Genomic DNA, 23503 nt, shown 5'->3' with positions numbered 1-23503 from the left:
GTCTTCTCCTTTGAAGCGATGGACGGTTTGCGGGTTCGGTCAGCTTTGCCGGCGGGCGCGTGCGTAGGCCCGGGCTTCCGTGATGCTGGCCTCGTCCCAGTTGGGCGTGGATATGAAGTCGAAGCCTTCATCGATTGCGCGGTGAAGGTCGGTTGCGGCGGGGTTGCCGACGGGGATCCCCGCTGCCTTGCACGATGCGACGACGGCCGCCCGGTAGGGATCGAGTACCGGGTCGGCGACGTCGAAGGTGTGGATGCCGAGGCTTACGAGACCGTCGCCCGGTCCCCAGAGCACCGCGCCGACACCTGGGACGGCGACCAGTTCGTCGATGTTCTGCCAGGCTTCGACGCTCTCCACCAGCAGGACGAGCATCAGTTCGCCCTGCGGGTTGAGCGGCCAGAGATCCGCACGGGCGAAGTACTCCGTGTGTGAGTCCATGCCCAGGTACCGCATCGCTGTACCGGGTAGCGCACCGCGCCGACCGGTGGGACCGTCGTCCTCCCGCCGGCGATATCGCATGGACTGCACCACCTCGCGGACATCTTCGGCCCGTGACGCTTGCGCGAGCAGGAGACCCATCGCGCCGTAGTCGAGCGTTTGCTTATGGACCCACGCTGCCCGATCGTCTGCGGTGACAGGGGTTCGCACGATAGGCGAGGCCGGAGCCGGGCGGAGATGAGAGGTGCGCCGGCTGAGGAGCCATTGCAACGTGTGGCCGAGCTCGGTGAATCCGAAGCCCGTATGCTCCATGTCCACGATCACGAAGTCCGCGGAGGAATCCCCCGCGCGCTGCGCGGCGGAGAAGTCGCCGTTCTGGAGCCACGCGCCGAAGGCGACATCGCCCTGTTCCAGCGTTGCGATGAGCCCATTCACGCGATCAGACATCAGGGCACGATCCCGAGCATTTCGCGCGCCTCGTCGGGGGTCGCCAGCTCGCGTCCGTGCTTCCGCGCGAGGTCGACGACAGCCTGAGCGAGTTCTTGATTGGTGGGCAGGCCGAGCTCAGGGTAGGCGTAGTCGCCGATGCCGATCGAGATGTGCCCGCCGTTTTCGAGGACGTCAGGGGCGATCTGGAAGAGATTGTCCGCGAACACGGTGGCCGACCACTCCCCCCGCAGGTTCTCAGGCACGAGCGAGCGGTAGGCGTGCAGGCCTGCGGGGGTGGGCGGGTGATTGATGAAGGACCGCCCACCGCTCATCCCGAACGTCATCCACACCGGCGAGTCGAGAATCCCCATGTCGACGAAGATCTCGGCCAGCCTCAGGTTGGGCGCGTTCCAGATCTGCAAGTACGGCTTGATGCCCTCGTCCCGAAGGATCTCGGCGAACTGCTTGAGCGTGCCCGTGGTATTCACGTACACCTTGTCGGTCGTCTCGAAGTCCGAACCGTCCGGAGTCAGCAGGTCGAAATTACTGCTCCCCATGTCCAACGGGATGAGATCCGGCCCCAGCCCGTCCCGGACCAGACGAATGACGTTCTCCAGCCGAGTCGCGGGGTCTGCGACCTGCATCTCCGCTCCGAGCGAGGTGTGCACCAGGATGTCCGACCCGCCCCGCACCCGAGCCATCACGTCCCGATACGTCTCGTAAGAAAAGTCAGGATCCCCCGCCGGCGTCCGCGAATGGAAGTGGAACATCGATGCGCCGATCTCCCGACAGTCGTCCGCGACCTGGCCCAGTTCCTCCGCGGTGAACGGGACATGCGGGTTCACGTCACGAGAGGCGAACTCGTTCACACGCATCTCAAGGATTAGCTTCTTCATCGAACCTCGCTCAGTAAGGGAACTTTTACTTCACCATATGATCGTGCGAGGCCCGCGGTCAAGAAGAACTTACTTCGCTAGAGTTGCGTGGTGCCCTCCTCTCCCCCCGATACCTCGACACGGATCCTCGACGCAGCGGTGAAGGAGTTCGCATGCCACGGGCTCGCCGGTGCGCGGGTGGAACGGATTGCAACGCTCGCTAGCGCGAATGTGCGTTCGATTTACGCGCACTTCGGCAACAAGGAGGAACTGTTCTTCGCAGCCCTGAACTCCGCGCTCGACAGCATGGCCGCGAGCGTGCCGCTGACAGACGACGACCTCCCGCAGTGGACGGGGCGCCTCTTCGACTACCATCGCGCTCACCCGGAAGCGCTGCGCATCCACTTATGGCGCCAACTCGAGCGGCCAGAGCAGGGTCACAATTCGACTCGGTCGTACATCGAGCGCGTGCGAGCCATGTCAGCGGTAGACACCGTCTCCACGCAATCCGTCGATACCCTTGCCTTCCTTTTCGGGCTGGCTCAGAGCTGGTACCTGTCCCCCGCCGCACTGCTCACAGCGGACGGAAGCGACCCCACCTCCGTCCAGCGCCTGCAAGATCACCGGCGCGCGCTGCTGGAGGCCGCCGCAGCCATCTGCGAGCGCGCCCCGGTTCACGCCGGTACGACGGACTGATCCGCCGGTGGCGGGGCCGCGCGGAAGTCGGGCCGCACGGGGAAGCCCGGAGGCTCATCGGCTGGGTGATGCCACGCGGTTGCCAAGCAAGCTGACCAGACGCGCGAGCACCTCCTCTGCGCTCGGCATCTCACTGATTGCGGCCGCGATTCGAGCGGCGGATTCCCGGTAGGACGGTTCCGTGACCAGGCGGTGCGCCGCGTGCACCACGTCCGCCGGGTCCTCGATGGCGATCGCGACGCCGGCGTTCGCGAGTCGTGTCGCGTTCCAGGGCTGATCCGCCAAGAAGGGGCGGATGACCATCGGCACCCCCGCGGTCAGAGCGGCGAGCGTCGTTCCGGTTCCCCCCGCGGACACGACCACATCCGCCAGCGGCAGAAGCCGCCCCAGCGGGATGAAGCCGACGCGATGCACGTTCTCGGGAGACGTCTCCGGCTCTGCGGCACCACGCGGGCTGGTGATGAGGACCTGGAACCCCGCTCCGGCGAGCCCCTGCACCAGGGCGGACTCGATCTCGGGCTCATCCACGCTCGTACCAAGGCTGACCACCGCGACCGGCCCGGAGCGGTCCAGCTCGAAGCCCCGCGGATACGACTCCGGTTCTCGGTAGACGGCGGGCTGCATCGCCTCGTGAGCGGAAGCTGCCTCCCGCTCCTCCCCGTCAAGCAGCGCCGCGGGGAACGGGTCGACGACCGCGATCGGCGTCGGGCGCGTCAGCTGCCGGGTGCTGAACGACGACGACGCTCGGTCCTCGATCGCCCGCATGAGCGGGCTGGGAATCGGCCCGGAGGGGATGAACTGCACGAAAGGCACTTGCAACGAGGCGGCCACCAGTGGAGCGAGCTGGTCGAGCAGATCGCCGATGACCAGGTCGGCATGGAGGCCGTCGATCGCTTCCCGCACAGCATCCGCGCCGAGGTCGGAACGCACTCCCCCGAAGAGCTCGATCGCACCCGCACCGGGATGCCGACCGTCGTCGCCGACGAGGCGATGCTCGGTCTCCGTCATGCTCTCCGCGACAGAAGGACCTGCCTCCACGACGCGGTGATGCGGGAGGAGTGCAGCGCCGCCCCCACCCGTGATCACGGTGACGTCGTGACCCGCGGATACAGCCGCGTCCATCAAAGGGGTCATGGGGTACAGGTGGCCGGCAGCCGGAACACCCAGGAAGATGATGTGCATGGCCCAATGGTACCGCGAACGTTCATTCGCTTTGACGATGATGGGGCGGCGCTCGTGCCGAGGCTGACCCCGCAGACAGCGGCGTTGCGACGGGCGACGATCATCGACGCCGCGCGACGGGTGTTCGCCGATTCCGGATTTGGGAATGCCTCGATGCAGCGACTGGCGGCAGAGGTGGGCATGTCGGTGGGCGGACTTTACCGGCACTTCCCCTCCAAGGCAGATCTCATCGCCGCCGTCGTCCGCGGCCGGGACGGCACTTCCGACCCGGCGGTCGACGAGCCTGCAGGCGCCGTCGCCATCCTCGACAGACTCCTCGAATACATCGACCCGTCAGCCGGGGGCGATGACCAGGCGCGGTTGACGACGTTCATCTGGGCCGAGGCGCTCACGGACGACGCGGTGCGCCACCTCGCAGTCGAGCGGCACTCCGCCCTTCACGCGTTGTTCGCCAGGGCGCTCGGCGGCGGCGGTTCGGATGCCACCCCTGAGACGAGCGCGGCCATCGACTCCGTCCTCGCCGCCCTGGTCGGATTCAGCGCGATGACGAGTGCCGGTTACACCGTCGACTTCCCGAGGTTCGCCGACACGCTGCGCCGGATTCTCGCGGGAGCCACCGAGACGGCATGAACCGACGTCAGTGACCGGCGCCACGACGTTGACGATGGCGATGGGTCCTGACAGCCTCATTCCCTCTCGCGATGGCGGGCCACTATGACCAGCCCGTCCAAGGCAGCCGTCAGCATCATCACCGGGCACCTCGCGGCGCGCCAGCGCCGCCGCGTCAGGCGCTGATGTCGAGCTCGTGTTCGATCGCTTCGAGGAGGCGGTCGCGCGACTCGAGGACATCGCTGCGCAGGCGGTCGGCATCTTCGACCAACAGTCGGCCTTCCCACTTGCGCGGCCGACCCGCCACGAAGACCGCATCGACGCTGCGCGTACCGGCGCCGAGGACCACCGCGCCAGCGACGCTAGCGGCGTGACTGCTTCCGCTAGATGTACCAGCTCAACGGGTCGGTGGCAGCGGCGTGAGGAGAAGTCCGCCAAGCTGGTGATGTCCAGTCATCCACATGCCGGAGATCTCCTCAGGTGGGGGAGCCCGCAGGGCGGGTCGACGTGCGTTCGACGAACTCGGGGGCGAGCACGATCCGCTCAGGCGTGGCAGCACCGTTGGCCAGTGCCGCGAGAGCGAGACGGGCGCTGTGCCGGCCGAGTTCAAAACCGGGCAGCCGCACGGTGGTGAGCGGCGGATCGAGGTGATCGCTGAGCGGCGCATCGTTGTAGCCCACGATGGAGACGTCGTCGGGGCATCGTAGGCCTGCGTCGCGCAGAGCGTCCAGCGCGCCGACGGCCATGAGGTCGTTGTGCGCGAAAAGCGCGGTCGGCCGGCGGTCGACGGGTCGGCGGAGGAGCTCCGCCGCGAGACGCCGACCTTCGCCGATCGTGCTCGCGATGGCGTGCCCGCCCGTCGACACGTCCTCGACCTCGGGATGCGCGGCCACGGCGGCCCGATACCCCTCTGAGCGACGGATGAACGACCAGATGCGATCGTCGCCGGGCAATTGCGCGATGCGACGGTGCCCAAGTCCGATGAGATGAGTGACCGCGGTCCGCGCCCCGAGCACATCGTCCTGGAGCACCTCCATATGCGTCGCCTCCGAGACGTCCAGAGCGTCGAACCCACGCACCGCGAGTACGACGGGGACGCGGCGCTCCAGCTCGGTCACGAACTCGCGGTCGGCGGTGTGGATGGCGCTCAGAATGACGGCGTCGACCTGGTAGCGCAGAAGGCGGGTCACAACGCTTCGAAGAATTTCGGGGTCGTCGTGCGTCTCCGCCACTAGGGGCAGGACACCGCGGGCTCGCGTTTCCTGCTCCACGCCCCGCAGGAGCGAGAGCACGAACCCGTTGGAGAGGTCCGCCACGACGACACCGACAGCTCCCGTCGTTCCCTTCCGCAGCGAGCGGGCGACCGCATTCATCCGGTAGCCGACCGCTTCCGCGGCGGATCGGACACGGGCGCGGGTCTCCTCGTTGACCAGGTGGGCCCGGTCGTCGTTCAGTGCGCGAGACGCGGTGCCGACGTGCACGCCCGCGCGGTCCGCAACGTCTTTCAAGGTCGGCGGGCCGAATTTTGACATCGGAACTGCCTTCTTCCCCGCGTACGGCGGTGCGCACGCGCTCCGCCCATTATGGTGAGGGCCGGACGAGCGTCTTGATGGCCGGCGGTTTCCCCTCCGATATGGGGCGAAGAGCTCCCTCGACGAGCCGGTCGAGAGACAGCGGCTCGGGCGCGATGATCCCCCAACGCCCCCGTCGCTCCGCGACGAGCCGGGCCGCCTCGGGGAAGTCCGTCTCACGAACCATCGCGTTAGTCCCGATCAGGCTGAGCTCGCGGACCGTCACGCGCGCCAGGTCGACGGTGCGGGGCGCTTTCTGTATGCCGACCATCACGATCGCCGTCCCCATCGGGACGATGTCGATCGCGAGCTGGAGGCCCCGATCCGTCCCGGTGACCTCGAAGAACACCGGGACGACTTCTTCGAACTGAGCCCGGATGAGCGCTTCGGCCTCCGTCGTTCCGGCGACGATCGTGACCGGTGCGCCCAGGTCTTTCGCGATGTCGAGGCGCTCGGGCGCGAGATCGACGGCGACGACGTGCACACCGGCGTCGACGAGGGCATGGATGAGGAACGCCCCGATGCCGCCGACGCCCTGGACGATCGCGACGTCGCCTGCCTTCAAGGGAACGCGCCGCATGGAGTGGACGGCGATCGCCATCGGCTGTGCCAACGCCGCCTCTTCAGCGCTCAGCCCAAGAGATCCCACGTCTACGCAGCTACGCACGGGAGTGGAGACGTAAGTGGCCAGCGCGCCGTCTCGGTGCAGCCCTACCGCCGCGTACCGGCGGCACAGATTGGAGCGACCGGAGGTGCATTCGCCACATTCCCCGCACGGGACGGACCCGCAGGAGGCCACGAGCTTGCCGAGCCACGACGAGTCGACGCCCTCGCCGACCGCCACGACCGTTCCCCCGAACTCGTGGCCGATCACCATCGGGCCGACATGCCCGGTGACGGGGTGCTGCGCGTCGGTGGGGAACGCCTTCGGGCCGTACGCCCACTCACTGGCATCGGTCCCGCACACCCCGACGACACCGACCTCGAGGAGGAGTTCTCCGGGGAGGGCCTCAGGAACGCGCACGTGCTCGATACGCACATCCTTCTGGCCGTGGAACACGGCGGCGCGCATCGTCGGAGGATCGGGCATAAACGTCTCGGCGGTCATCGGTGAACTCCTGTGGTCGTGGCGGATCAGTACGGGTTGGCGACGACGAGTTCATACGCTACTGCAATCGATTGCGACTCTAGAGACGAAGTCACGCGCGAGGACGCCGACGACGCACTGCAGGGCGTCGGCCTGATAGCGATGAGGTTGTCCCGTTCGCGTTCAGTAGCGGTGCGGTAGTATCCTCTGTGTGCAGTGTGGCTGTACGCCACTGGATCGATCGACCTGCGAAGGAGCAGTATGAAAGCCCTGCGTTACCTCAGCGAGAACTCCCCTGAGATCGTTGAACTGGGGGTGCCAGAAATCGCGGACGACGAAGTCCTCGTTGCCACGCGCTCGCTGGGCGTGTGCCACTCTGACATCGAGTTGCTCGAAGGTCGCTACATCATTCCGTTCACGTATCCGATCATTCCCGGCCACGAGTGGGCAGGCGAGGTGGTCGCAATCGGAGCGAAGGTGGATGATTTCGCCGTCGGAGATCGTGTGGTCGGCGAGTGCGTGATCGGCGTCGAGCACTTCGGTTTCTCCATCAGCGGGGCCGCAGCCGACTTCTTCGTCGCGAAGTCAGCGTGGCTGCACAAGCTGCCCGCCAGCGTCTCGTGGACCAACGGCGCTCTGGTCGAACCGTTCAGCGTGGCGTACGGGGCGCTCCGCAAGGCGAACAATGTCGATCCGAGCGACGTCGTCGTCGTGCTCGGCGCCGGCCCGATCGGGCTGATGACGGCCGCCGCGGCTGCCGCCCTCGGCGCCACGACCCTGGTCGTCGAGCCGTCTGAAGAACGCAGGAAGGCAGCCCTCGCCCTCGGCGCCACCGAGGCCGTGAGTCCGGATGACATCGCCGCAGTGCTGGCAGAACGATCGGGCGGGCGCGGCGCGGACGTCGTGATCGAAGCCAGCGGACACCCCGGTGTCATGGCTCAGGCGCTGGAACTGGCGGCCTTCCACGGCCGCGTCGTCTATGTGGGAATCGACGTCGGTCGAGAAGCCCCAGCGAAGCTCGGTCTGATCCAAGCCAAGGAGCTCTTCATCACCGGCGTGATCGGGGCTCCGGGCGACTGGCCTGCCACCCTGCGATTCCTGGAAGCCACCGGTCTTGATCTCAGTCCCCTCGTGACCCATCGGTTCCCCAGTGATCAGGCCATCGAGGCACTCGAGGCATCCCAAGATCGCCAGACGGCCATCAAGGTGCACATCGAATACGCGGCACAACTGTGACGGGATCGTTCACCCTCGAGGCGGAATTCGGCGAGCAGGGCGTCGCGCGAGCGGTCGTCCGGCCGCTCCGCGCCTCGACGCCCGCGGATCGGGATTCGCTCCTGACGGATGGGGTCTTCGCCGTCATCGAACAGCTCGCGCGTGCGTCTGGACTAGCAGCGGGTGGCCGGTCAATCATCGATCTTCGAGTGCCAGAGAGGATGCTCCCGGACGCGATGCCCGGCACCGAGGCGTTCATCGAAGCGGTGCGGGGGCTCGTTCAATCGTTGACGCTCGAATCGGGCCCGGACTCGCCCGCGTGCACCCTCCTGATCTCCAGCGAAGAGCAGCAGTCGGGGCGCGACCGCACGGTGGACTACCTCGAAGGGGCGCACGGGGGTTTCTCGCGGGGCACGACGTACGATCTGAGGGAGAAGGCGCTGTGAAGGTTCTCGTCACCGGCGCTGCGGGAGGGATCGGCTCTGCCATCGCCAGCGCACTCAGAGCGGGAGGCCACACGGTCTTCCTCCACGACCTGAGCGGCGACGTCGACCTCAGCGGCGATCTGACCGATCCGGACCATCTCGCCGCCGTGCGCGCGGCCGTCATCGACCGGGGCGTGGACGGGGTCGTCGCAGCTCACGGCATCGCCGCAGCCCGCAGCATCGCCGGCGTGGATCGCGCCTTCGCGGAGCGGGTCATGCGTGTCAACACGATCTCGGTGTTCCGTCTGCACGATGTTCTGCAGGACGTGCTCGAAGACCGCGACGGTGTGTTCGTCATCGTCTCGAGCCAGGCAGGGCTCTACGGGGAGGCGAACAACGGAGCGTACGCGGCATCGAAATTCGCTCTCATGGGATGGGCCCGCGGTCTGGCCGCGCAGCCTTCCGGTCCCCGGATCCGGGTGCTCTGCCCCGGTGCGACCGACACTCCCCTGCTGCGCCGCGCGTTCGAAGGAATGGCCGAGAGCGCGGGAGTCACCTATGAAGACGTGCTCGCGTCGCGCTCCGCCCACATCCCGGCAGGCCGGCTCGGCGAACCATCGGAGCTCGGAGCGGCAGCCGCGTGGCTCGTCGAGGTTCCTGAACCCCGCTTCCTTGTCGCCGCCGTCACGGGTGGTGAAGTGCTGTCATAGAGGCGCGGTGAGGCGCGCCAGGTTGTCCGGCGATCCCGCCAGGGCGCCCTGCTCGATCTCGTGCGCCAGCTCGACCGTCCTCGCGTTCGCCGGAGTCGGCAGGCCGATCCGGGCACCCTCGCTCACAACGAAGCCGTTGAGCTCATCGACCTCACCGCGGCGCCCCTTCTGCCAGTCCTGGAGCACGGTCGTCTTGGTCTGCGGCAGCGACCACTGCGTGTACACCGCGTCGAGCATCGTCTCGACGAATTGGTCCGGCCGGCTCGGGTCGACATCGGTGAGCCCGAAGATGGGAACGACCGATCGCCCGGTTCCGACGGCTACGCGGATGGCCTCTTTGCCGGTGGCGAGCATGAAATCGTGCATTCCGGGAAGCCTTGCGGCGTCCAAGAGCGGGAGGTCGAGGATGGCGGAGGTCACGAGTTCAGCCGCGTTCACGACGAGTTTCATCCACTTCGCCGACCGGATGTCGTCGACGACAACCGCGGTGCCCGAGTGCTGCAGGAGGCTCGTCGCCTCGGTCTCCCGGCCCCGGGTGGACTCGTCCAAGCTGCCGACCGCGAACCACGTGCCGGAGGGTGGTGTGTGGCGTTCCACAACGCCGGGGGTCCACATCGCAGCAGCGATCTCGATGACCGCACCGAGGGTGCGGTGCGGTCCGAACACGTCGGCCATGATGTCGACGGTCATGCCGTTCTGCAGACCGATAGCCAGGCCATGGTCGTGGAGGTAGGGCTTGACGAGTTCACACGCCCATCGGGTGTCGTACGCCTTCATGACGACGAAGATGATGTCGAACTTCTCCCCACGAAGTGTGGCGACGTCGCTGAGGTTGAGTGCTCGGACGGGAGCTGTGCTCGTCGAATCCGGCATCTCGATCCGCACGCCGGCCGATCGCATGGCGGCGACGTTCTCCGGCCACTGCTCGATGATCGTGACGTCGTGTCCCGCGTTCACGAGGTCGCACGCGAGGCTCGCACCGTTCGCGCCGGTACCCAGGATGGCGATGTGAGGCACAGCAACCTCTTCTTTCCGATCGAAACGACATTGTCCGCCTCCAGCCGCTCCGCCTGATCCAGACATGCAGAGGCCTTCGGCGCACCAATTGTCGCACAGTGTTCATTGGTGATGGACAAGACGCCGAACTGTGCAGTCTTATTTGTGAGGCCGTGCAGTATTAATGTACGGTCGTCTCTACGATCACAAGGTTGTATCGAGTTGGAGTTCCAGTTCATGTCATCTGAGATACCCGCAACCCGCGCCGAGCCGCTGCTAAGTCTCCGCGGCGTGAGCAAGGCCTTCGAAGGCACGACGGTTCTGAAGAGCCTCGACCTCGACGTGTACGCCGGCGAGACGCTCATCCTGCTCGGCGAGAACGGCGCCGGTAAATCGACCCTCAAGAATATCCTCTGCGGCCTCATCCCCTCCGACTCGGGTGAGATCTCGTTCGCCGGGACCCCGGAACCGCGATGGAACGCGGACAGGGCTGTCGAACTCGGCCTCGGTGCGATTCACCAGGAGTTGAGCCTCTTCCCCAATCTCTCGGTGGCCGAGAACGTCAACATCCGGTCCCTGGGTTCGCGCGTCGGCATCGTGAGCGAGAAGGGGCTTATAGCTCGCACCGACGAACTCTTCCGAGACCTCCTGGGCGTCGAACTCGATACCTCCCGGCTCGTCAGTGAGTTGCCCCTCGGCCAGCGGCAGCTCGTCGAGATCGTCAAAGCGATCCAGGTCTCCTCCAGCGTTCTTGTGCTCGACGAGCCCACGACATCCTTGAGTTTGAACGAGCGCCAGCAGCTGTTCACGGTGATGCGCCGACTCCGCGATCAGGGGTATGCACTCATCCACGTCACGCACTTCCTCGAAGAGGTCGCCGCCGTGGGTAATCGGGTGGCCGTGATGCGCGACGGCGCGATCGTCGTCGTGGCGGAGGCGGGGGACCTGTCCACGCACCAGATCGAAGAAGCCATGGTGGGGCGGGAACTCGGCGAGGTCACACGCGATTCGAGCAACGTCACCGCCCAGAGCCCGGTCGTGTTGGCGGTGGAAGGTCTGAGTGACGACTACCTCCTCGATGATGTGTCGTTGTCGGTGCGTTCGGGGGAGATCGTCGGCATCGCGGGTCTCACGGGAGCCGGTCGCAGCGAACTCATGCAGTCGATCGTTGGTATTCGCCCGGCCACAGGACGCGTGCGGCTCGCAGACGGGCCGTTCGAGAAACGCTCCATCTCGCGTGCCCGGAGGCGCGGCCTCGTCCTCGTCTCCGAGGACCGCCGGGAGGAGCAGGCGTTCCTGGAGCGCTCAGTGCGTGAAAATCTGACCTCGGCGATGCTTGATCGCATCTCCAGCAAGTGGGGCTGGATCAAAAGCAAGGTCGAACGCGCCCTCGCCACCGACATGGTGGCCGACTTCGACGTGAAAACCGACGGTATCGAGGCGGACCTCGGGTCGCTCTCGGGAGGCAACCAGCAGAAGGCCATCCTGGCCCGCTGGCTGACCCTGCGTCCGAAGGTCTGCCTGTTGGACGAGCCCACCAAGGGCATCGACGTCGGCGCGAAGGCGCAGGTGCAGCAGACCGTGTTCGCTTTGGCGGCGCAAGGCGTCGGGGTGGTCGTGGTCTCCTCCGATTTGCCGGAGCTGTTCACGATGAGCGACCGCATTCTCGTGATGCGGCAGGGGCGGATCGCCGCCTCGCTGGAACGCTCGCAGTTCGACGCGACGGCGATACTCCGCGCAGCATCTTCGGGAGGCAAGTGATGACCGGTACTACAGTTCGCGGCGGACGGGTGCGCCTTCCCGTGCAGTCCCTGGTGCTCGTCGGCGTCATCGTGGTCGCTGCTCTGGTGTTCGGGCTCCAGTCGCCGTCGTTCCTCAGCCCGGGCAACGTCGGCAACATCTTCCTCCAGGCCTCGCCGACCATCATTGCCGCGGTCGGGATGACCTTCGTGATCATGACCGGCGGCATCGACCTCTCCATCGGCTCCCTGATCAATCTCGCGATGGTGGTCGCCATTACGGCTTCTGGCGTGACCTCGGCGGCCGCCGGCGAATCATCGATCTGGACGTACGTGATCGCAATCGCGGTCGGTGTCGCCTGCGGCCTCTTCAACGGGTTGATGATCAACGTGCTCCGCGTGCATCCGCTGCTGGTCACGCTCGGAACCCTTACTCTCTACCGCGGAGTCGCCCTGCACATCAGCGGCGCAGGTGACCGCGCCGCTGCCGGCCCGATCACCGCGCTCGGGCGAGGCGAGATCTTCGGCGTCGCGCTGCCCATCATCCTCGCCGTCCTCGCCGTCCTCCTCGGATCACTCGTGATGCGCCGCACCGTCTTCGGGCGCCAAATCGTGGCTCTGGGCGGCTCGGAGCGGTCCGCGCGCGAGTCCGGGCTGCCCGTGAAGCGACTTCGACTGGCCGTCTACCTGATCTCGGCCGTGTGCGCCGTCATCGCGGGCATCCTGACCGTCGGCCAGATCGGCACGCTCCAGGTGTCGCTGGGCGTCAATTACGAATTCACCGTCATCACGGCTGTGATCGTGGGCGGGACGAGTCTCTTCGGAGGCAAGGGCTCGATCGTCGGGACGGCACTCGGCGCTCTGCTGCTGACGATCATCGACAACGGGCTGAACAGCATCAATGCATCGATCTACATCTACGACGTCGTTCGCGGCCTCGTCCTCGTGATTGCAGTTCTCGCCGACTCCATCGCCACAGACCGGCTCAAACTGCGTCGCCGCACGAAGCAGAAAGAGTTCCTCGCCGATAGCGCATCGGCCGGGGTCCGCGCCTAGGCTCCACGCCTCGGCGTTCACACAGTACGTACTTCACAGTACGCAATGAAGGGTATCGACATGAGAAAGTCTCTCGCATCCTCCGTCGTCTTCGGCGCCGTCGCCGTCGCCGTCGTTCTTTCCGGCTGCAGCTCAGAAGCACCTGGCTCGTCGGGGTCAGGCGGCGACTCGGCTGACGGGGAGACCACCATCGGTGTCTCGCTGGACAACCTGACCGCTTTCCGAGAAGGCGAGCAGAAGTACTTGGACATTGCCGCCGAAGAGCTCGGAGTGAAGCTCGTCTATCAGGTAGCTCAACTCGACGCGCAGACGCAGTCGAGCCAGATTCAGACCCTGATCTCTCAGGGCGCGAAAGCCATCGTCGCCATTCCGAGCGACATCCAGGCGATCAAGGCCGACATCGACTCGGCCGATGCCTCAGGTGTTCCGATCGTCACGCTTGACCAGGCGCCGGCCGAGACGGACTGGGTGCCTTACCACGTCGGCGGCGACCCCTACGCTGACGGCTTGGCGGCGGGCAAGAAGTTCGTGGAGATCGCTGCCGGGCAGCCCTTCAAGCTCCTCGAACTCCAGGGAGCTCTCAACAACGACAATGGCATTCGACGCTCACAGGGCCTGCAAGACGGTGTCAAGGATGCGGCAAACATCGAGATCGTCGCATCCGTCCCCACCGACTGGAAGCCGGAGCCCGCGCTGACGGGCATTCAGAACGCTCTTCAGCAGCACTCGGACCTCGGCGGGATCTTCATCCCGACCGACGGCCAGTTGCCCCCCGCCATCTCGGCCTTGACGGCCGCCAACAAGCTGTTCAAAGTCGGTGAGCCCGGGCACGTTGCCCTCGTCGCAATCGATGGAGATCCCAATGGTTGCAAGGGCGTCCGAGATGGCTACGTCGACATGGACATCGCGACTCCGATCCCGGAGATGACCATGCGCGCGCTCGAGGAGGCGGTCAAGGCAGCAAACGGCGAGCCCGCCGACTCCGCGGACTTCCTTCCCGGCACGCCGTACACGCCGGCCGACGTCGAAGAGAACGCGTCGCTCGTCTGGGGCTGCAACTAAGCACTCGTTCGGTGGCCGGCGTCCACGGCGCCGGCCACCCACCACTGTCACATGAGGAAGAGACCCATCATGATCCGTCGACTGGCGACCGGAACGCTCCGGAACGCTCCGATGATTCCCGTGCTCATCATCGCCTTCATAGCCTTCGCGCTCCTGGCGAACGGCTTCACCTCATCGACGAACCTCTTCAACATCCTCCGAGACTCGTCGGTCTTGATCGTGGCCGCGACCGGGACCACTCTCGTCTTCCTCATCGGCGGTCTAGACCTCTCGGTCGGCTCGGTGGTGGCGTGCTCCGCGGTCGGGGCTGCCATCGCAATGAGCTCGACGGACAACGTAGTCCTGGGTGTCTTGGTCGGCGTCGCGATCGGGGCAATCGTCGGTGCGCTCAACGGCGTGCTCATCGGGTACGCCCGGCTCGTGCCATTCGTGCTCACTCTCGGCATGCTGCTCGTGGTCAGAGCCATCGCCTACCTCGCGGCGGCAATCACGGCCGGCTCCGGGGGCACTGCCGCCGCTGTCGGCGGACTCCCTGACGCTGCCACGGTCTACGGGCGCGGCTTCTTCGCAGCCGTCCCGAACCTCTTCGTGCTCGCCGTCATCATCGTGGCTGTCGTGGCCGTGGTGCTGGCCAAGACACGGTTCGGCCGCTATGTGAGACTGGTGGGTCAAAACGAGACCGCGGCGCGGTTCAACGGAATTGACGTGCCGCGAGTGAAATTCATCACCTACACGCTCGCCGGGCTGCTCAGCGGCATCGCCGGCATCATGCTCGCGATGCGGCTCGGGTCGGGGAATCCGGCGTCGGGTGACGACCTCTTGCTCAAAGCGATCACTGCAGCCATCATCGGCGGCACCGCTCTCGTCGGCGGACACGGCGGCGTGGTGAGAACAGTCTTCGGCGCCCTCGTCATCACGATGCTCGCCAGCGGAATGAGCCTCATGGGCTTCCAGTTCTGGGATCAGGCGATTGTGCTGGGTGTCGTGATCCTCCTGGGAACCACGCTCACCCGGCGGTGGTCGAAATCGCGTCGTGCCGTGGCGTAGATCGGCGAGCCACGGGCGACGAGCGCGCGTTCTGCTTGTACCGCCTCTCCGAAGTGGGTGTTCATGATCGTTAGCGAGATCGGCGCGCAACTCCGAGCAGCACGCATGGCGCGCGGCTTGAGCGTTCGGGCAGTCGCCAGCGCGGTCGGGGTCTCGGCGAGTCTGGTCTCGCAGGTCGAAACCGGAAAGACGTCGCCGTCGGTCAGCACCCTCTACGCGCTCGTGAACTACCTCGGCGTCTCGCACGACGATCTCATGGCCAAACGAACCGAAGCCACGCCGCCGTCCTCTGCGCCACCAGAGCCGCACCCCGTCCCGCGCCCCGTCGGCAGCGGGACGAGGCACTCCTTCTATCAGCGCTCGTCGGAGAACCCCGTGATCGAGATGGAGAAAGGCGTGCGCTGGGAGCGTCTGTCCGCACTCGCGGGGGGAAACGTCGACCCGATGCTCGTCATCTACGAGCCGGGCGCATCGAGTTCAATCGAAGGCCGCATGATGCGGCACAGTGGGGTCGAGCACGCTTACATCATGAGCGGAGAGTTGACCGTCCGCCTGGAATTCGAGGAAGTCGTCCTAGGGCCGGGAGACTCGCTCAGTTTCGACTCGGTGCGCCCGCACACGTACATCAATCGCGGCTCCATACCAGCGCGCGGTCTCTGGTTCGTCGTTGGTCGGCGCGAGTACACGGACGAAGTCCCGCCGGCGTTCGGAAGTGACACCCGAGCTCAGGTGCCGCAGATCAACTCCGCGGTTGATGTTCTCCATGCAATGGACCGTCTCCGATGACTTCACGGCTACGTGCGAACCGTGGTTTCCTGTCGAACTCGCCTGAGGAACAGCGGCGGTAAAGTTTCCGGACGCGGACAGCGCTCCCAGCCGCGCCGGAAACGCAGATCCAGGCGCCGCTAGCCGTGTCGGAGACCTCTGTGCGCTGCGGTGGGGCGCAATCGAACGCCGCATGCCTGCCGCAATCGGAAGGCGTTGGGGACGCTCGGAGTGGAGGTGTCCCCCACCGAGGCCGTAAGACGCCAGCGAGCAAGGATCCCACGCGCAGGAAACCAATGTTTGACCGGGGGATTTTCTGCGGAGACGGAGGGATTCGAACCCTCGGTCCCCGTAAGGGGACTCCACCTTAGCAGGGTGCTCATTGCGGGCCGTTCCCCCGCCCATCCTCCGCGACCAACCCCCGATGTCTGTCGACTTTATTGACTTTGACCAGGCCTTTATCAGAATTATCTCTTCGGACCGCTCGCACTCCTCCTTCACCGAAACACGTAGCCCGAACTTCAGCTCAGGATGCTCGGGGTCACCTGGGGGTCACTTGACGCGGACCGCTCTCGCGCGGATGGTTCTCCAGCATCAGCCGGGGGTCGTACCCCCGGCAGGGGCACCGCCGCCCGGCTTGGCGTTCTGCACTCGAGACTAAGCGCCGTCACTTCAGAACAAGTGCCCCTGCGATCATGGCGTCCACCGACCACACCCGCGGATAGGCCGTGGCGGACGAAAACGACGGGGAAGGCGAGGGCATCGGCACGCTCACAGTCTGCCCGGACGGCGACGAGGCGACCGCCGCTACACGCCGGTCAGTAGCGCACGGCGAGCGCCTTCCGCGCCGCCGCTTCGAACTTGTCCATCCGGTCCTCGACCGCGGGATAGTCCCCCGTGACGATGGCGGTGAGGACGTTGCCCGCGGCCTCATCGACGTACTTCGGACCGACGATCGAGAAGGGCGCCGCAAGTCCCGACACCTCATCTACGAGGGCGCGGGTCGGTTGCTGTCCGACGATCAGGTTGGCACGCAACACGTCCAGCCCGCGCTCCACCGCCACGTACGCCTCGTACCGCCGCTCACGCAGCCAGACCCGGTGCTCGCGGCGGGCCTGAATCCACGCCCCGAGCAGGCCCGCGAGGACAGTCACCGTCACGCCACCGAAGATCGACAGCAACGCGAGGGCCGTCGGATCGACCGCCGCGGCTGTCGCCGCCGTCGTCACGGTCGCGGATGGGCTGAGGATGGCGGCGAGTATCACGCCGCGAGCCTAACCGCGCTTAGTCGCGGGCGACCCCTCCCGTGTCCGTTATGGGGGAACAGGACAAGGAGCTTCCGGGCGTCGTGAGCCGGATCGCGTCCGCACTCGGCGCCGGACTCGTGCGACGATCGGAGCCCAGATCGGAGATCCGCTCGGCGGCGCGATGGTCGGGGGGACGCTTGCTCAGGTCGGCGATGACTTCGCGCTGCGCGTGCTCAGCCCGCGCCAGGAACAGCGCGTCGCGACCGTGCTCGACCTCGCTGGGAGGACCATCGCCGAGGGCATCGCCGAAGGCCGCTCGATACGTGACGATGGGTTCTTCGATGGCGACGACCCGAGGGCGACCGAGGTGATCGAGGGCGTGCTCCTGGCGGTATTCGACAGGGAGTTCGAGATCGTGGAAGCCGTGGAGGTTGACGCGTCACTTATCGAGCAGACCATCCGATTCGTGCCCCACGTCGCGGGCCGACAGCCCAGCCTGAGTCAGGTGCGGGCACTGGGCGACGAGGTCACAGAAGACATGCGTTCGACTTACGCCCGCATCGAGGACCCGCGCCCCTCCCCTAGTTCCGACCACTTGCTCGGCGCTGATCTTGGGGGAACGGCGGTGACGGTGGGATTTGAACTCTTGTTGTATCCGCTTTCTAGGGCGCCCGGACCGACCTGTTCCAGGGGACGTATATCCGCTCGTCGTGAACGAGCAGGGTTCGCCGACGGAGAGCGGTAGTGGTCGCCTCGAGGACGCACAACGCGATGGTGCGGTAGACGTTCGGCACATTCAGTTCTTTGAGCGCTCGCCGCACCTGCTTGATGAGTCGAGCGAAGTCGCGATCGGGCCTAGTCATCACCGCCCCGTGGTGCCACTCTGCCAACTCCCAGCAGATGCTCTAACGGCCTCACCTACCCGGACAGGCGAGGAACGGCCTGTCGCAGGAGAGCGTTGATGGCTCGTGACGGAATCGATCAGCTTCGAGCGATCGTGGAAAGGCCCACCTTCAGGTCACACAGCGCATGCCCTGGTGCCTAATGCGCGGCGGGGCGGGGCGGTTGAGATGACCGGCTGTAGCTTTGCGCGAAGCCACTCAGTGCGCGACAGATCATCGTTTTCGCTTCCTCCGACACAAAAGATGGAAGGGATTACCGTTCCGGAGGGAATACTTAGTGTGAGCACCGACAGTGACATCCTCAAACGTGCCGAGCGAGCTCCGCAGGCGTTTGCCGAAGTCTTTGACCGGCATGCCGAGGCGGTCGAGTCATTCCTGCGGCGCCGGTTGGGGGCGCAAGCTGCTGAGGACGCGCTGAGCGAGACGTTTCTCATCGCGTTCCGTCGGCGGGGGTCGTTCGATCACACCTGGGAGTCGGCTCGGCCGTGGCTCCTGGGAATCGCTGCCCGAGTGGCAGCCAAGAACCGCGCGGCTGAGGCGCGGCACTGGCGCGCAGTAGAAGCGGCTGCCGGACGAGGCGAAACGACCAGCGGCGGTGGGATCGACGAGGCCACCGGGCGATTGGACGCTGCGGCCGCGATCGGGGCTCTCGCGCCGCGCATCGCGGCGCTGTCTGCGAAAGAGCGCAACACCCTCTTCATGTACGCCTGGTCCGACCTCACGCCAGAGCAGATCGCGCAGGCACTTCACGTGCCCGTGGGCACCGTGTGGTCGCGTCTTCACCGCATCAGACGGAAACTCGCCCCACCGGGGTCTGACTCTGCTCGGCTGACCTGGATAGCAAAGGAGATCGATCATGCGAGTATTCGCGCTGGTGCGTGACATCGAGAAAACGCCGGATCCCGCGAGTCCTGCTCGAATCGCCCGATCGCGGGCGCGAGTCCTGACCGAGCTGGCTGCCGCGCCGGAGCGACGCGTTCGCTCCCGCTGGGTGTGGGGCGGCACCGCGGCGATGGGAGGCTTGTCCACCGCGGTCGTCGTGGCAAGCGTGATCATTGCCGGCCTGGCGGCCCCCGTGGTGGCGCAGCCAGCGTCGGCGGCTGCTGTCGAGGTCTTGAACGACGCAGCCGAAGTGGTAATCGAGGCCGAGGATCCGGTGGTTGGTCCCGGTCAGTACCTGAGAGTGCGCGAGACCTATGAGCTGGTGTCGCTGTGGGATGCCGAGGCCGGTTCCAACACAGCCACACTTCCCACCTCGGAAGGCGCAGTTCAGGTACGCGACGTCCGAGACCTGTATGTACCTAGCGACCGCAGCGAGGATTGGATCCTCGACGACCGGGCGCCGAACGAGGTGGTCGAGGCGTGGGGCGACCCGCGAGCCCAAACAGGGTACGACCAGATGGCGGCGGCGGGGACGGACGCGGATCCCGCGCGGGTCCGAGTACTTCCGCAGGGAGCTGACGTAAGCGGGGCATACGGAAGCACGCCGCGGGTAACTCCCCCGCCCGGTGCGGCGAGCAGCGGAGACACCGCGCCCCCGGTTGACGAGGAGGTCGGGTACTACGACCGGTTCCGGCCGTTCTACGACGAGATGCCGAGAGACCCGCAGCAACTGCTGACCTGGTATCGGGAGAACTTGGGAACCTCATCGGACGACTGGTACGTGTTCCAGAGCATCGGCCAGGGACTCCGAACCAACCTGATGCCGAGGGACTTGCGAGCAGCGTCCTTGCGCGTTCTCGGCCTGCTCAGCAATGTCGATGTGTCCGCAACTAGCGGGACGATCACGACGCTCGCACTGCCAACCGAACTCGGCGCGGGGGGAAAGTTCGGAGACTTGTTGGTGTCCGAGCTGGACATCGACACCAGCACTGGGCAGATTGTCGGGATCCGGGAGAGCTATCCTCACCGCTCGACGAGTCTCATGCCAGCGGGGGTTCCTTGGGCATCGTGGCAGATCGAGATATCCGTCGTCGACGGGGCACCTACACCCTGATGGAGGCCATCTCGCTGAGGGTTTGAACCGTGAGCCGATCAGTCGCGCGCTCAGTGGAATCGATCGATTCCGGGTGTCCGCCGATACCGAGGCATTGCCTAGGGGGCCCAGCTAGCGACGATGCTAGTAAGGGGAGCGATGTAGCGCCGAACGGACTCTCCAAACGCGACCGGCAGAAGTCGCGGACTGTTGTAGAGCGGGAGTTGTGCGTCACATGTAGTCCAAATGGACGAAAAGCGAGAACATCTCGAACGGCTCGAAGCGATCAATGTGAGGTGTGAGACGCGTATAACGCGTGCAAATCGCTCACGAATTCCTAGTGGGAACTCATTAGTGACTGACCGCACCTTTCCACGTGGTGCTGTGTCCCCCAGAAGGACTACAGGCGAGCATCCAAACGCATCGATACTCTCTTGCTCGATGAGACGCCCCAACGCTAACCACCGAGCGCCTCGTTGTCCTAAAGAAATGCGTTTGACCGGCGGGAGATCGCTCAAGATCTCCACCAACATGTTCGCTTTGATCATCGACTAGTGAGGACGGTTATGCCTGCTATGAAGTCTGCTGTCAAACCCGCTCGTCCACGAATGCTCCGCCGGATCCGAGGAGTCGCCGCCGCTGCAGCACTCGCCACCGTCGGTGTACTCGGGGTCGCGGCGCCGGCGTCCGCCGCCCCGAGCGACTGCCCGTCCGGACAAACATGTCTCTGGAGGGATGCCGACTACGCGACGGCTGGGCTCGGCTGGATTTTCGTCAACTTCACTAACGGAATCCGCGACTTCCGGAACTACAGTTTCGACTTCAACAACGGATCGCTCAACGACAACGTGACGTCGGTGTACAACAACGGCAACACGCAGTGGAGCTACCTGTTCTACAACCTCAACTTCACCAGCCAGGCAGCCAGCTTCCCCATGAAGACGGGCATTGCCAATCTCGGTGTCGCTGACGACGCGGCGACCTCTGGTGGGTTCTCATTCTGCGTCAACAACCCCAGTAGCGGCCTCTGCACGTAGCAGGGCGGGAAGTGCGAAGTCTGAGAAGTGCGAAAACTGAACCGTATGAACGATGGTCGTGCTGAAGACAAGCACCAAGGTCGTGTCAGGGCGACAGCAGTTCTGTTGGCACTGTGTGCTGGCATGGTGGCGCTGGCCGGGTGCACTCCGGAAACGAAAGCGCCCCGCCTGACCGACCCGAATGCGGTGTGGCAGGGCGGCGAGGTGACGAGTTCGGCAACGCCGAACTCGTCACCTTCTGGAGTAAAGAACATCGCGTTGTGGGCATTGCCGCTGGATGAGTTCGTGCCGACGTTCGGCAACCTGGATAACTACGCGGAGCAATTGCTGCTCGCATCCTGCCTCGGAGAGAAGGGCATTGATTGGCCGGTGCCGTGGCAGGACATCGAGGAACCCCTATCACCCGTGTTCAACCCCGCCGGACGTCGGGTGTTCAATCTGGAGATTGCGAAGAAGTACGGCTTCCGGACAAATGTCGCACCATCGAGGAGTTCCCAGCTTTGGGAGACCTTCCTGATGTACCAGCCGACCGAGCCGGGGTTCCAAGATGCCTTTGACGAATGCCTCGCGGGCATCCGCCAAGAGCATCCGATCGTTAGTAACGAAGACACGATCTTCGTCGCGGGGCTAATCGCTCAGATCCAAGAGGACGCGTTCTTCGATCCTGGCGTGCAGGACGCTGCCGCCCGTTGGCGGTCCTGCATGGAACCGCAGGGGTTCGGACAGCTCCCGGATAATCCAAACGAGTTTCCGAGCTTCGAATTGCAGCAGGAGCTCGGTTCGATCCCCCCGGTGAAGACGGTGGAACCGTCGGCGCGTGAGTCGGAAGTGGCAGTGGCCCATGCCACCTGCCTGGATTCGAGCGGCTTCTCGGAGGCGATTTACGCGACGGAGTGGGCGTTGCAGGAGACAGCGGTCGAGCGTGAGCGGGCGAAGCTGGACGGCATCCGCGATGCGGTACAGGCTCGTGAGGCGGCAGTGCGGGAGATCATCGCCGCAAATGCGCCGAAGGCCTGACGCTTGAGCGCGATGGAGGTGGCGCCGGAGGGAGAGCCAGCAGCGGAAGGCGTGTCAGGGACGTCGCGCCCGTACCGGTGGCGACGGCCACTACTGATGGTCGGAGCGGTGGTAACGGCGGTCGCGTTGGTGGCGGGAACCTGGGTGGCTGCCACGGTATTCCAGTCGCCAGCGCAGCGCGAGGCGAATGCCTCGGCTCCTCCGCCCCAGCCGGTGTTCGCCGCTGTCACAACGGGGAGCCTCTCCGACCAGCGCTCGTATCCGGGGACGATCGCCTTTAGCAACGAAGCGGGGTTCACGCTGACGGCGTCGGATGCGGCACAAAGCGTGGTCACGGGCAAGGCTGCCCCAGCGGGCGGCAGAGTGAGTTCGGGCGAGCTGTTGACGGAGGTGAACACACGGCCGGTGTTCCTTGTGGCATCTCCCTTTGACTTCTTCCGTGATGTCGGTTTCGGCGATGAGGGAGCGGATGTCCGTGTCCTGCAGGAGGCGCTCGTCGAGCGTGGCTATCTGGGTGGTGTGGACGGGACCTACGGCGCACAAACTGCTCGGGCGGTCGCGCGTTGGTACCGAGACGCCGGGTATGTGGCTCCCACGCGGCAGCGGCCGACGACGAACACGACAGCCCCAGATTCGTCCGGGGCCCCGAGCCCGTCAGGCAACTCCGGGGCGGCAGGCGACTCCGGAGCGGCAGGCGACTCCGGAGCGTCAGGCGACTCCGGAGCGTCAGGCGACTCCGGAGCGTCAGGCGACTCCGGAGCGGCAGGCGACTCCGGAGCGGCAGGCGACTCCGGAGCGGCAGGCGACTCCGCGGCGCCGGACTCAGGCGCGGCATCGAAGCCCGTAGTCGATGCGTTCGTTCCCCTCAGCGAGCTACTGGCCGTGCCCTCCCTTCCCGCGACGGTTATCACCGCCCCGGCGATCGGAGCGCACGTCGGCGGGGAAACCCCCGATCTGACGCTCGGGACGACCGCGCTGATCGTCCGCTCCGAGGTGCCGGAGGCGGAAGCGGCGGGGATGACGCAGGGCGACCCCGTGACGGTCGTCTCAGGCTCCGGGCAGGTGGACGCGGTCGTCGCATCCACCGAGGCACAGCCGCCGGGCGAGGACGGCGCCCCTCGTCCGAGCGTGCTGACAGTCTCATTCGAGACGGATCCTGCCGTACTGGCGGCCGAGCGCGGGACGACGGTGACGGTACAGGTGCTGACCGCGGTCGTCGCCGAGGAGTCTCTCATCGTGCCCACGGCCGCAGTCGTGGGACGTGGAGAAGGGCGCGGTGTCGTCGTGAAGAGGCAGGCCGATGGGTCCCTCACCGAGGTACTCGTGGCCGTGGCAGGCTCGCTGCAGGGAATGACTGCGGTCGCACCATACGACGCGGACGCGCTGGCGGAGGGCGATGACGTCCGGGTTGGGTAAGGGGGCT

24 protein-coding genes, 1 tRNA gene and 1 pseudogene are annotated in these 23503 nt (G+C 65.8%); 17 read left to right on the top strand and 9 right to left on the bottom strand.

Annotated elements, in window-relative coordinates:
• Positions 1–39 precede the first annotated feature (39 nt).
• Positions 40–885, bottom strand: coding sequence for an HpcH/HpaI aldolase family protein (locus AC2DGY_RS02035; protein ID WP_484508030.1), 846 nt, complete (start codon positions 883–885; stop codon positions 40–42).
• Complete coding sequence (locus AC2DGY_RS02030) at positions 885–1763, bottom strand: beta-keto acid cleavage family enzyme (protein WP_484508029.1); 879 nt, start codon at positions 1761–1763, stop codon at positions 885–887. Before AC2DGY_RS02030 ends, AC2DGY_RS02035 begins: the two co-directional genes overlap by 1 nt.
• 90 nt (positions 1764–1853) lie before the next feature.
• Here AC2DGY_RS02030 and AC2DGY_RS02025 point away from each other — a divergent pair, with 90 nt between their 5' ends.
• Complete coding sequence (locus tag AC2DGY_RS02025; protein WP_484508028.1) at positions 1854–2438, top strand: TetR/AcrR family transcriptional regulator; 585 nt, start codon at positions 1854–1856, stop codon at positions 2436–2438.
• Positions 2439–2492: 54 nt separating this feature from the next.
• Here the strand turns inward: AC2DGY_RS02025 and AC2DGY_RS02020 are convergent, their stop codons facing one another.
• A complete protein-coding gene (locus tag AC2DGY_RS02020; RefSeq protein ID WP_484508027.1) occupies positions 2493–3620 on the bottom strand; it encodes a glycosyltransferase in 1128 nt (375 codons plus the stop codon).
• A 54-nt stretch (positions 3621–3674) separates the two neighbouring features.
• Here AC2DGY_RS02020 and AC2DGY_RS02015 point away from each other — a divergent pair, with 54 nt between their 5' ends.
• A complete protein-coding gene (locus AC2DGY_RS02015; RefSeq protein ID WP_484508026.1) occupies positions 3675–4250 on the top strand; it encodes a TetR/AcrR family transcriptional regulator in 576 nt (191 codons plus the stop codon).
• 154 nt (positions 4251–4404) lie between these two features.
• On the opposite strand, the gene AC2DGY_RS02010 is transcribed toward AC2DGY_RS02015, so the two are convergent.
• The 3 genes from AC2DGY_RS02010 to AC2DGY_RS02000 form a co-directional block, all read right to left on the bottom strand.
• Positions 4405–4578 (bottom strand): hypothetical protein, encoded by a 174-nt coding sequence (locus AC2DGY_RS02010; protein WP_484508025.1) that lies wholly within the window; start codon positions 4576–4578, stop codon positions 4405–4407.
• A gap of 127 nt (positions 4579–4705) precedes the next feature.
• Positions 4706–5761 carry a LacI family DNA-binding transcriptional regulator gene (locus AC2DGY_RS02005; RefSeq protein WP_484508024.1) on the bottom strand — a complete coding sequence of 352 codons (1056 nt, stop codon included), beginning with the start codon at positions 5759–5761 and terminating at the stop codon, positions 4706–4708.
• Positions 5762–5810: 49 nt separating this feature from the next.
• A complete protein-coding gene (locus AC2DGY_RS02000; protein WP_484508023.1) occupies positions 5811–6908 on the bottom strand; it encodes a zinc-dependent alcohol dehydrogenase in 1098 nt (365 codons plus the stop codon).
• Between the two features lie 195 nt (positions 6909–7103).
• Between AC2DGY_RS02000 and AC2DGY_RS01995 the strand changes: the two genes are divergently transcribed.
• The 3 genes from AC2DGY_RS01995 to AC2DGY_RS01985 are packed head-to-tail and all read left to right on the top strand — an operon-like array spanning position 7104 to position 9237.
• Positions 7104–8123 carry a zinc-dependent alcohol dehydrogenase gene (locus AC2DGY_RS01995; protein ID WP_484508022.1) on the top strand — a complete coding sequence of 340 codons (1020 nt, stop codon included), beginning with the start codon at positions 7104–7106 and terminating at the stop codon, positions 8121–8123.
• Positions 8120–8548 carry a hypothetical protein gene (locus tag AC2DGY_RS01990; protein WP_484508021.1) on the top strand — a complete coding sequence of 143 codons (429 nt, stop codon included), beginning with the start codon at positions 8120–8122 and terminating at the stop codon, positions 8546–8548. The genes AC2DGY_RS01995 and AC2DGY_RS01990 overlap by 4 nt, the downstream gene beginning before the upstream one ends.
• Positions 8545–9237 (top strand): SDR family NAD(P)-dependent oxidoreductase, encoded by a 693-nt coding sequence (locus AC2DGY_RS01985; RefSeq protein ID WP_484508020.1) that lies wholly within the window; start codon positions 8545–8547, stop codon positions 9235–9237. Before AC2DGY_RS01990 ends, AC2DGY_RS01985 begins: the two co-directional genes overlap by 4 nt.
• Here AC2DGY_RS01985 and AC2DGY_RS01980 read toward each other — a convergent pair.
• The gene (locus AC2DGY_RS01980) at positions 9232–10254 is read right to left on the bottom strand and encodes a ketopantoate reductase family protein (protein WP_484508019.1); all 1023 of its coding nucleotides are present in this window, start codon (positions 10252–10254) and stop codon (positions 9232–9234) included. The genes AC2DGY_RS01985 and AC2DGY_RS01980 overlap by 6 nt on opposite strands.
• Before the next feature lie 111 nt (positions 10255–10365).
• Here AC2DGY_RS01980 and AC2DGY_RS01975 point away from each other — a divergent pair, with 111 nt between their 5' ends.
• The 5 genes from AC2DGY_RS01975 to AC2DGY_RS01955 all read left to right on the top strand — a co-directional run bounded on the left by AC2DGY_RS01975 (position 10366) and on the right by AC2DGY_RS01955 (position 15923).
• The gene (locus tag AC2DGY_RS01975) at positions 10366–11994 is read left to right on the top strand and encodes a sugar ABC transporter ATP-binding protein (protein ID WP_484509963.1); all 1629 of its coding nucleotides are present in this window, start codon (positions 10366–10368) and stop codon (positions 11992–11994) included.
• Positions 11994–13028, top strand: a complete 1035-nt coding sequence (locus AC2DGY_RS01970; protein WP_484508018.1) for an ABC transporter permease — start codon at positions 11994–11996, stop codon at positions 13026–13028. The genes AC2DGY_RS01975 and AC2DGY_RS01970 overlap by 1 nt, the downstream gene beginning before the upstream one ends.
• Before the next feature lie 60 nt (positions 13029–13088).
• Positions 13089–14090 carry a sugar ABC transporter substrate-binding protein gene (locus tag AC2DGY_RS01965; RefSeq protein ID WP_484508017.1) on the top strand — a complete coding sequence of 334 codons (1002 nt, stop codon included), beginning with the start codon at positions 13089–13091 and terminating at the stop codon, positions 14088–14090.
• 69 nt (positions 14091–14159) lie between these two features.
• Positions 14160–15137 carry an ABC transporter permease gene (locus AC2DGY_RS01960; RefSeq protein WP_484508016.1) on the top strand — a complete coding sequence of 326 codons (978 nt, stop codon included), beginning with the start codon at positions 14160–14162 and terminating at the stop codon, positions 15135–15137.
• A gap of 63 nt (positions 15138–15200) precedes the next feature.
• Positions 15201–15923 (top strand): helix-turn-helix domain-containing protein, encoded by a 723-nt coding sequence (locus tag AC2DGY_RS01955; protein ID WP_484508015.1) that lies wholly within the window; start codon positions 15201–15203, stop codon positions 15921–15923.
• 296 nt (positions 15924–16219) lie between these two features.
• Here AC2DGY_RS01955 and AC2DGY_RS01950 read toward each other — a convergent pair.
• Positions 16220–16314 (bottom strand) — tRNA-OTHER (locus tag AC2DGY_RS01950).
• Positions 16315–16720: 406 nt separating this feature from the next.
• Entirely contained in the window at positions 16721–17167 is a 447-nt protein-coding gene (locus AC2DGY_RS01945) for a hypothetical protein (RefSeq protein WP_484508014.1), read from the bottom strand.
• Between the two features lie 163 nt (positions 17168–17330).
• Here AC2DGY_RS01945 and AC2DGY_RS01940 point away from each other — a divergent pair, with 163 nt between their 5' ends.
• From AC2DGY_RS01940 to AC2DGY_RS01910, 7 genes and pseudogenes are all read left to right on the top strand, one after another.
• Positions 17331–17894, top strand: a complete 564-nt coding sequence (locus AC2DGY_RS01940; protein ID WP_484508013.1) for a hypothetical protein — start codon at positions 17331–17333, stop codon at positions 17892–17894.
• A gap of 436 nt (positions 17895–18330) precedes the next feature.
• On the top strand, positions 18331–18933 hold the full coding sequence (locus tag AC2DGY_RS01935) for an RNA polymerase sigma factor (RefSeq protein WP_484508012.1): 603 nt from the start codon (positions 18331–18333) through the stop codon (positions 18931–18933).
• Positions 18908–20047 carry a hypothetical protein gene (locus tag AC2DGY_RS01930; RefSeq protein ID WP_484508011.1) on the top strand — a complete coding sequence of 380 codons (1140 nt, stop codon included), beginning with the start codon at positions 18908–18910 and terminating at the stop codon, positions 20045–20047. Before AC2DGY_RS01935 ends, AC2DGY_RS01930 begins: the two co-directional genes overlap by 26 nt.
• Positions 20048–20634: 587 nt before the next feature.
• Entirely contained in the window at positions 20635–21063 is a 429-nt protein-coding gene (locus AC2DGY_RS01925) for a peptidase inhibitor family I36 protein (protein WP_484508010.1), read from the top strand.
• A 45-nt stretch (positions 21064–21108) separates the two neighbouring features.
• The gene (locus AC2DGY_RS01920) at positions 21109–22080 is read left to right on the top strand and encodes a hypothetical protein (protein WP_484508009.1); all 972 of its coding nucleotides are present in this window, start codon (positions 21109–21111) and stop codon (positions 22078–22080) included.
• Positions 22081–22092: 12 nt separating this feature from the next.
• Positions 22093–22644: pseudogene (locus AC2DGY_RS01915) on the top strand (peptidoglycan-binding domain-containing protein); the annotation flags it as partial.
• A gap of 318 nt (positions 22645–22962) precedes the next feature.
• Entirely contained in the window at positions 22963–23496 is a 534-nt protein-coding gene (locus AC2DGY_RS01910; protein ID WP_484510016.1) for an efflux RND transporter periplasmic adaptor subunit, read from the top strand.
• The last annotated feature ends 7 nt before the right edge of the window (positions 23497–23503 follow it).

This window comes from Microbacterium sp. Z6_144 (genome assembly GCF_057197625.1).
Note: the sequence above shows the minus strand (reverse complement) of the source record. Positions and strands in the feature narration are given on the sequence as shown.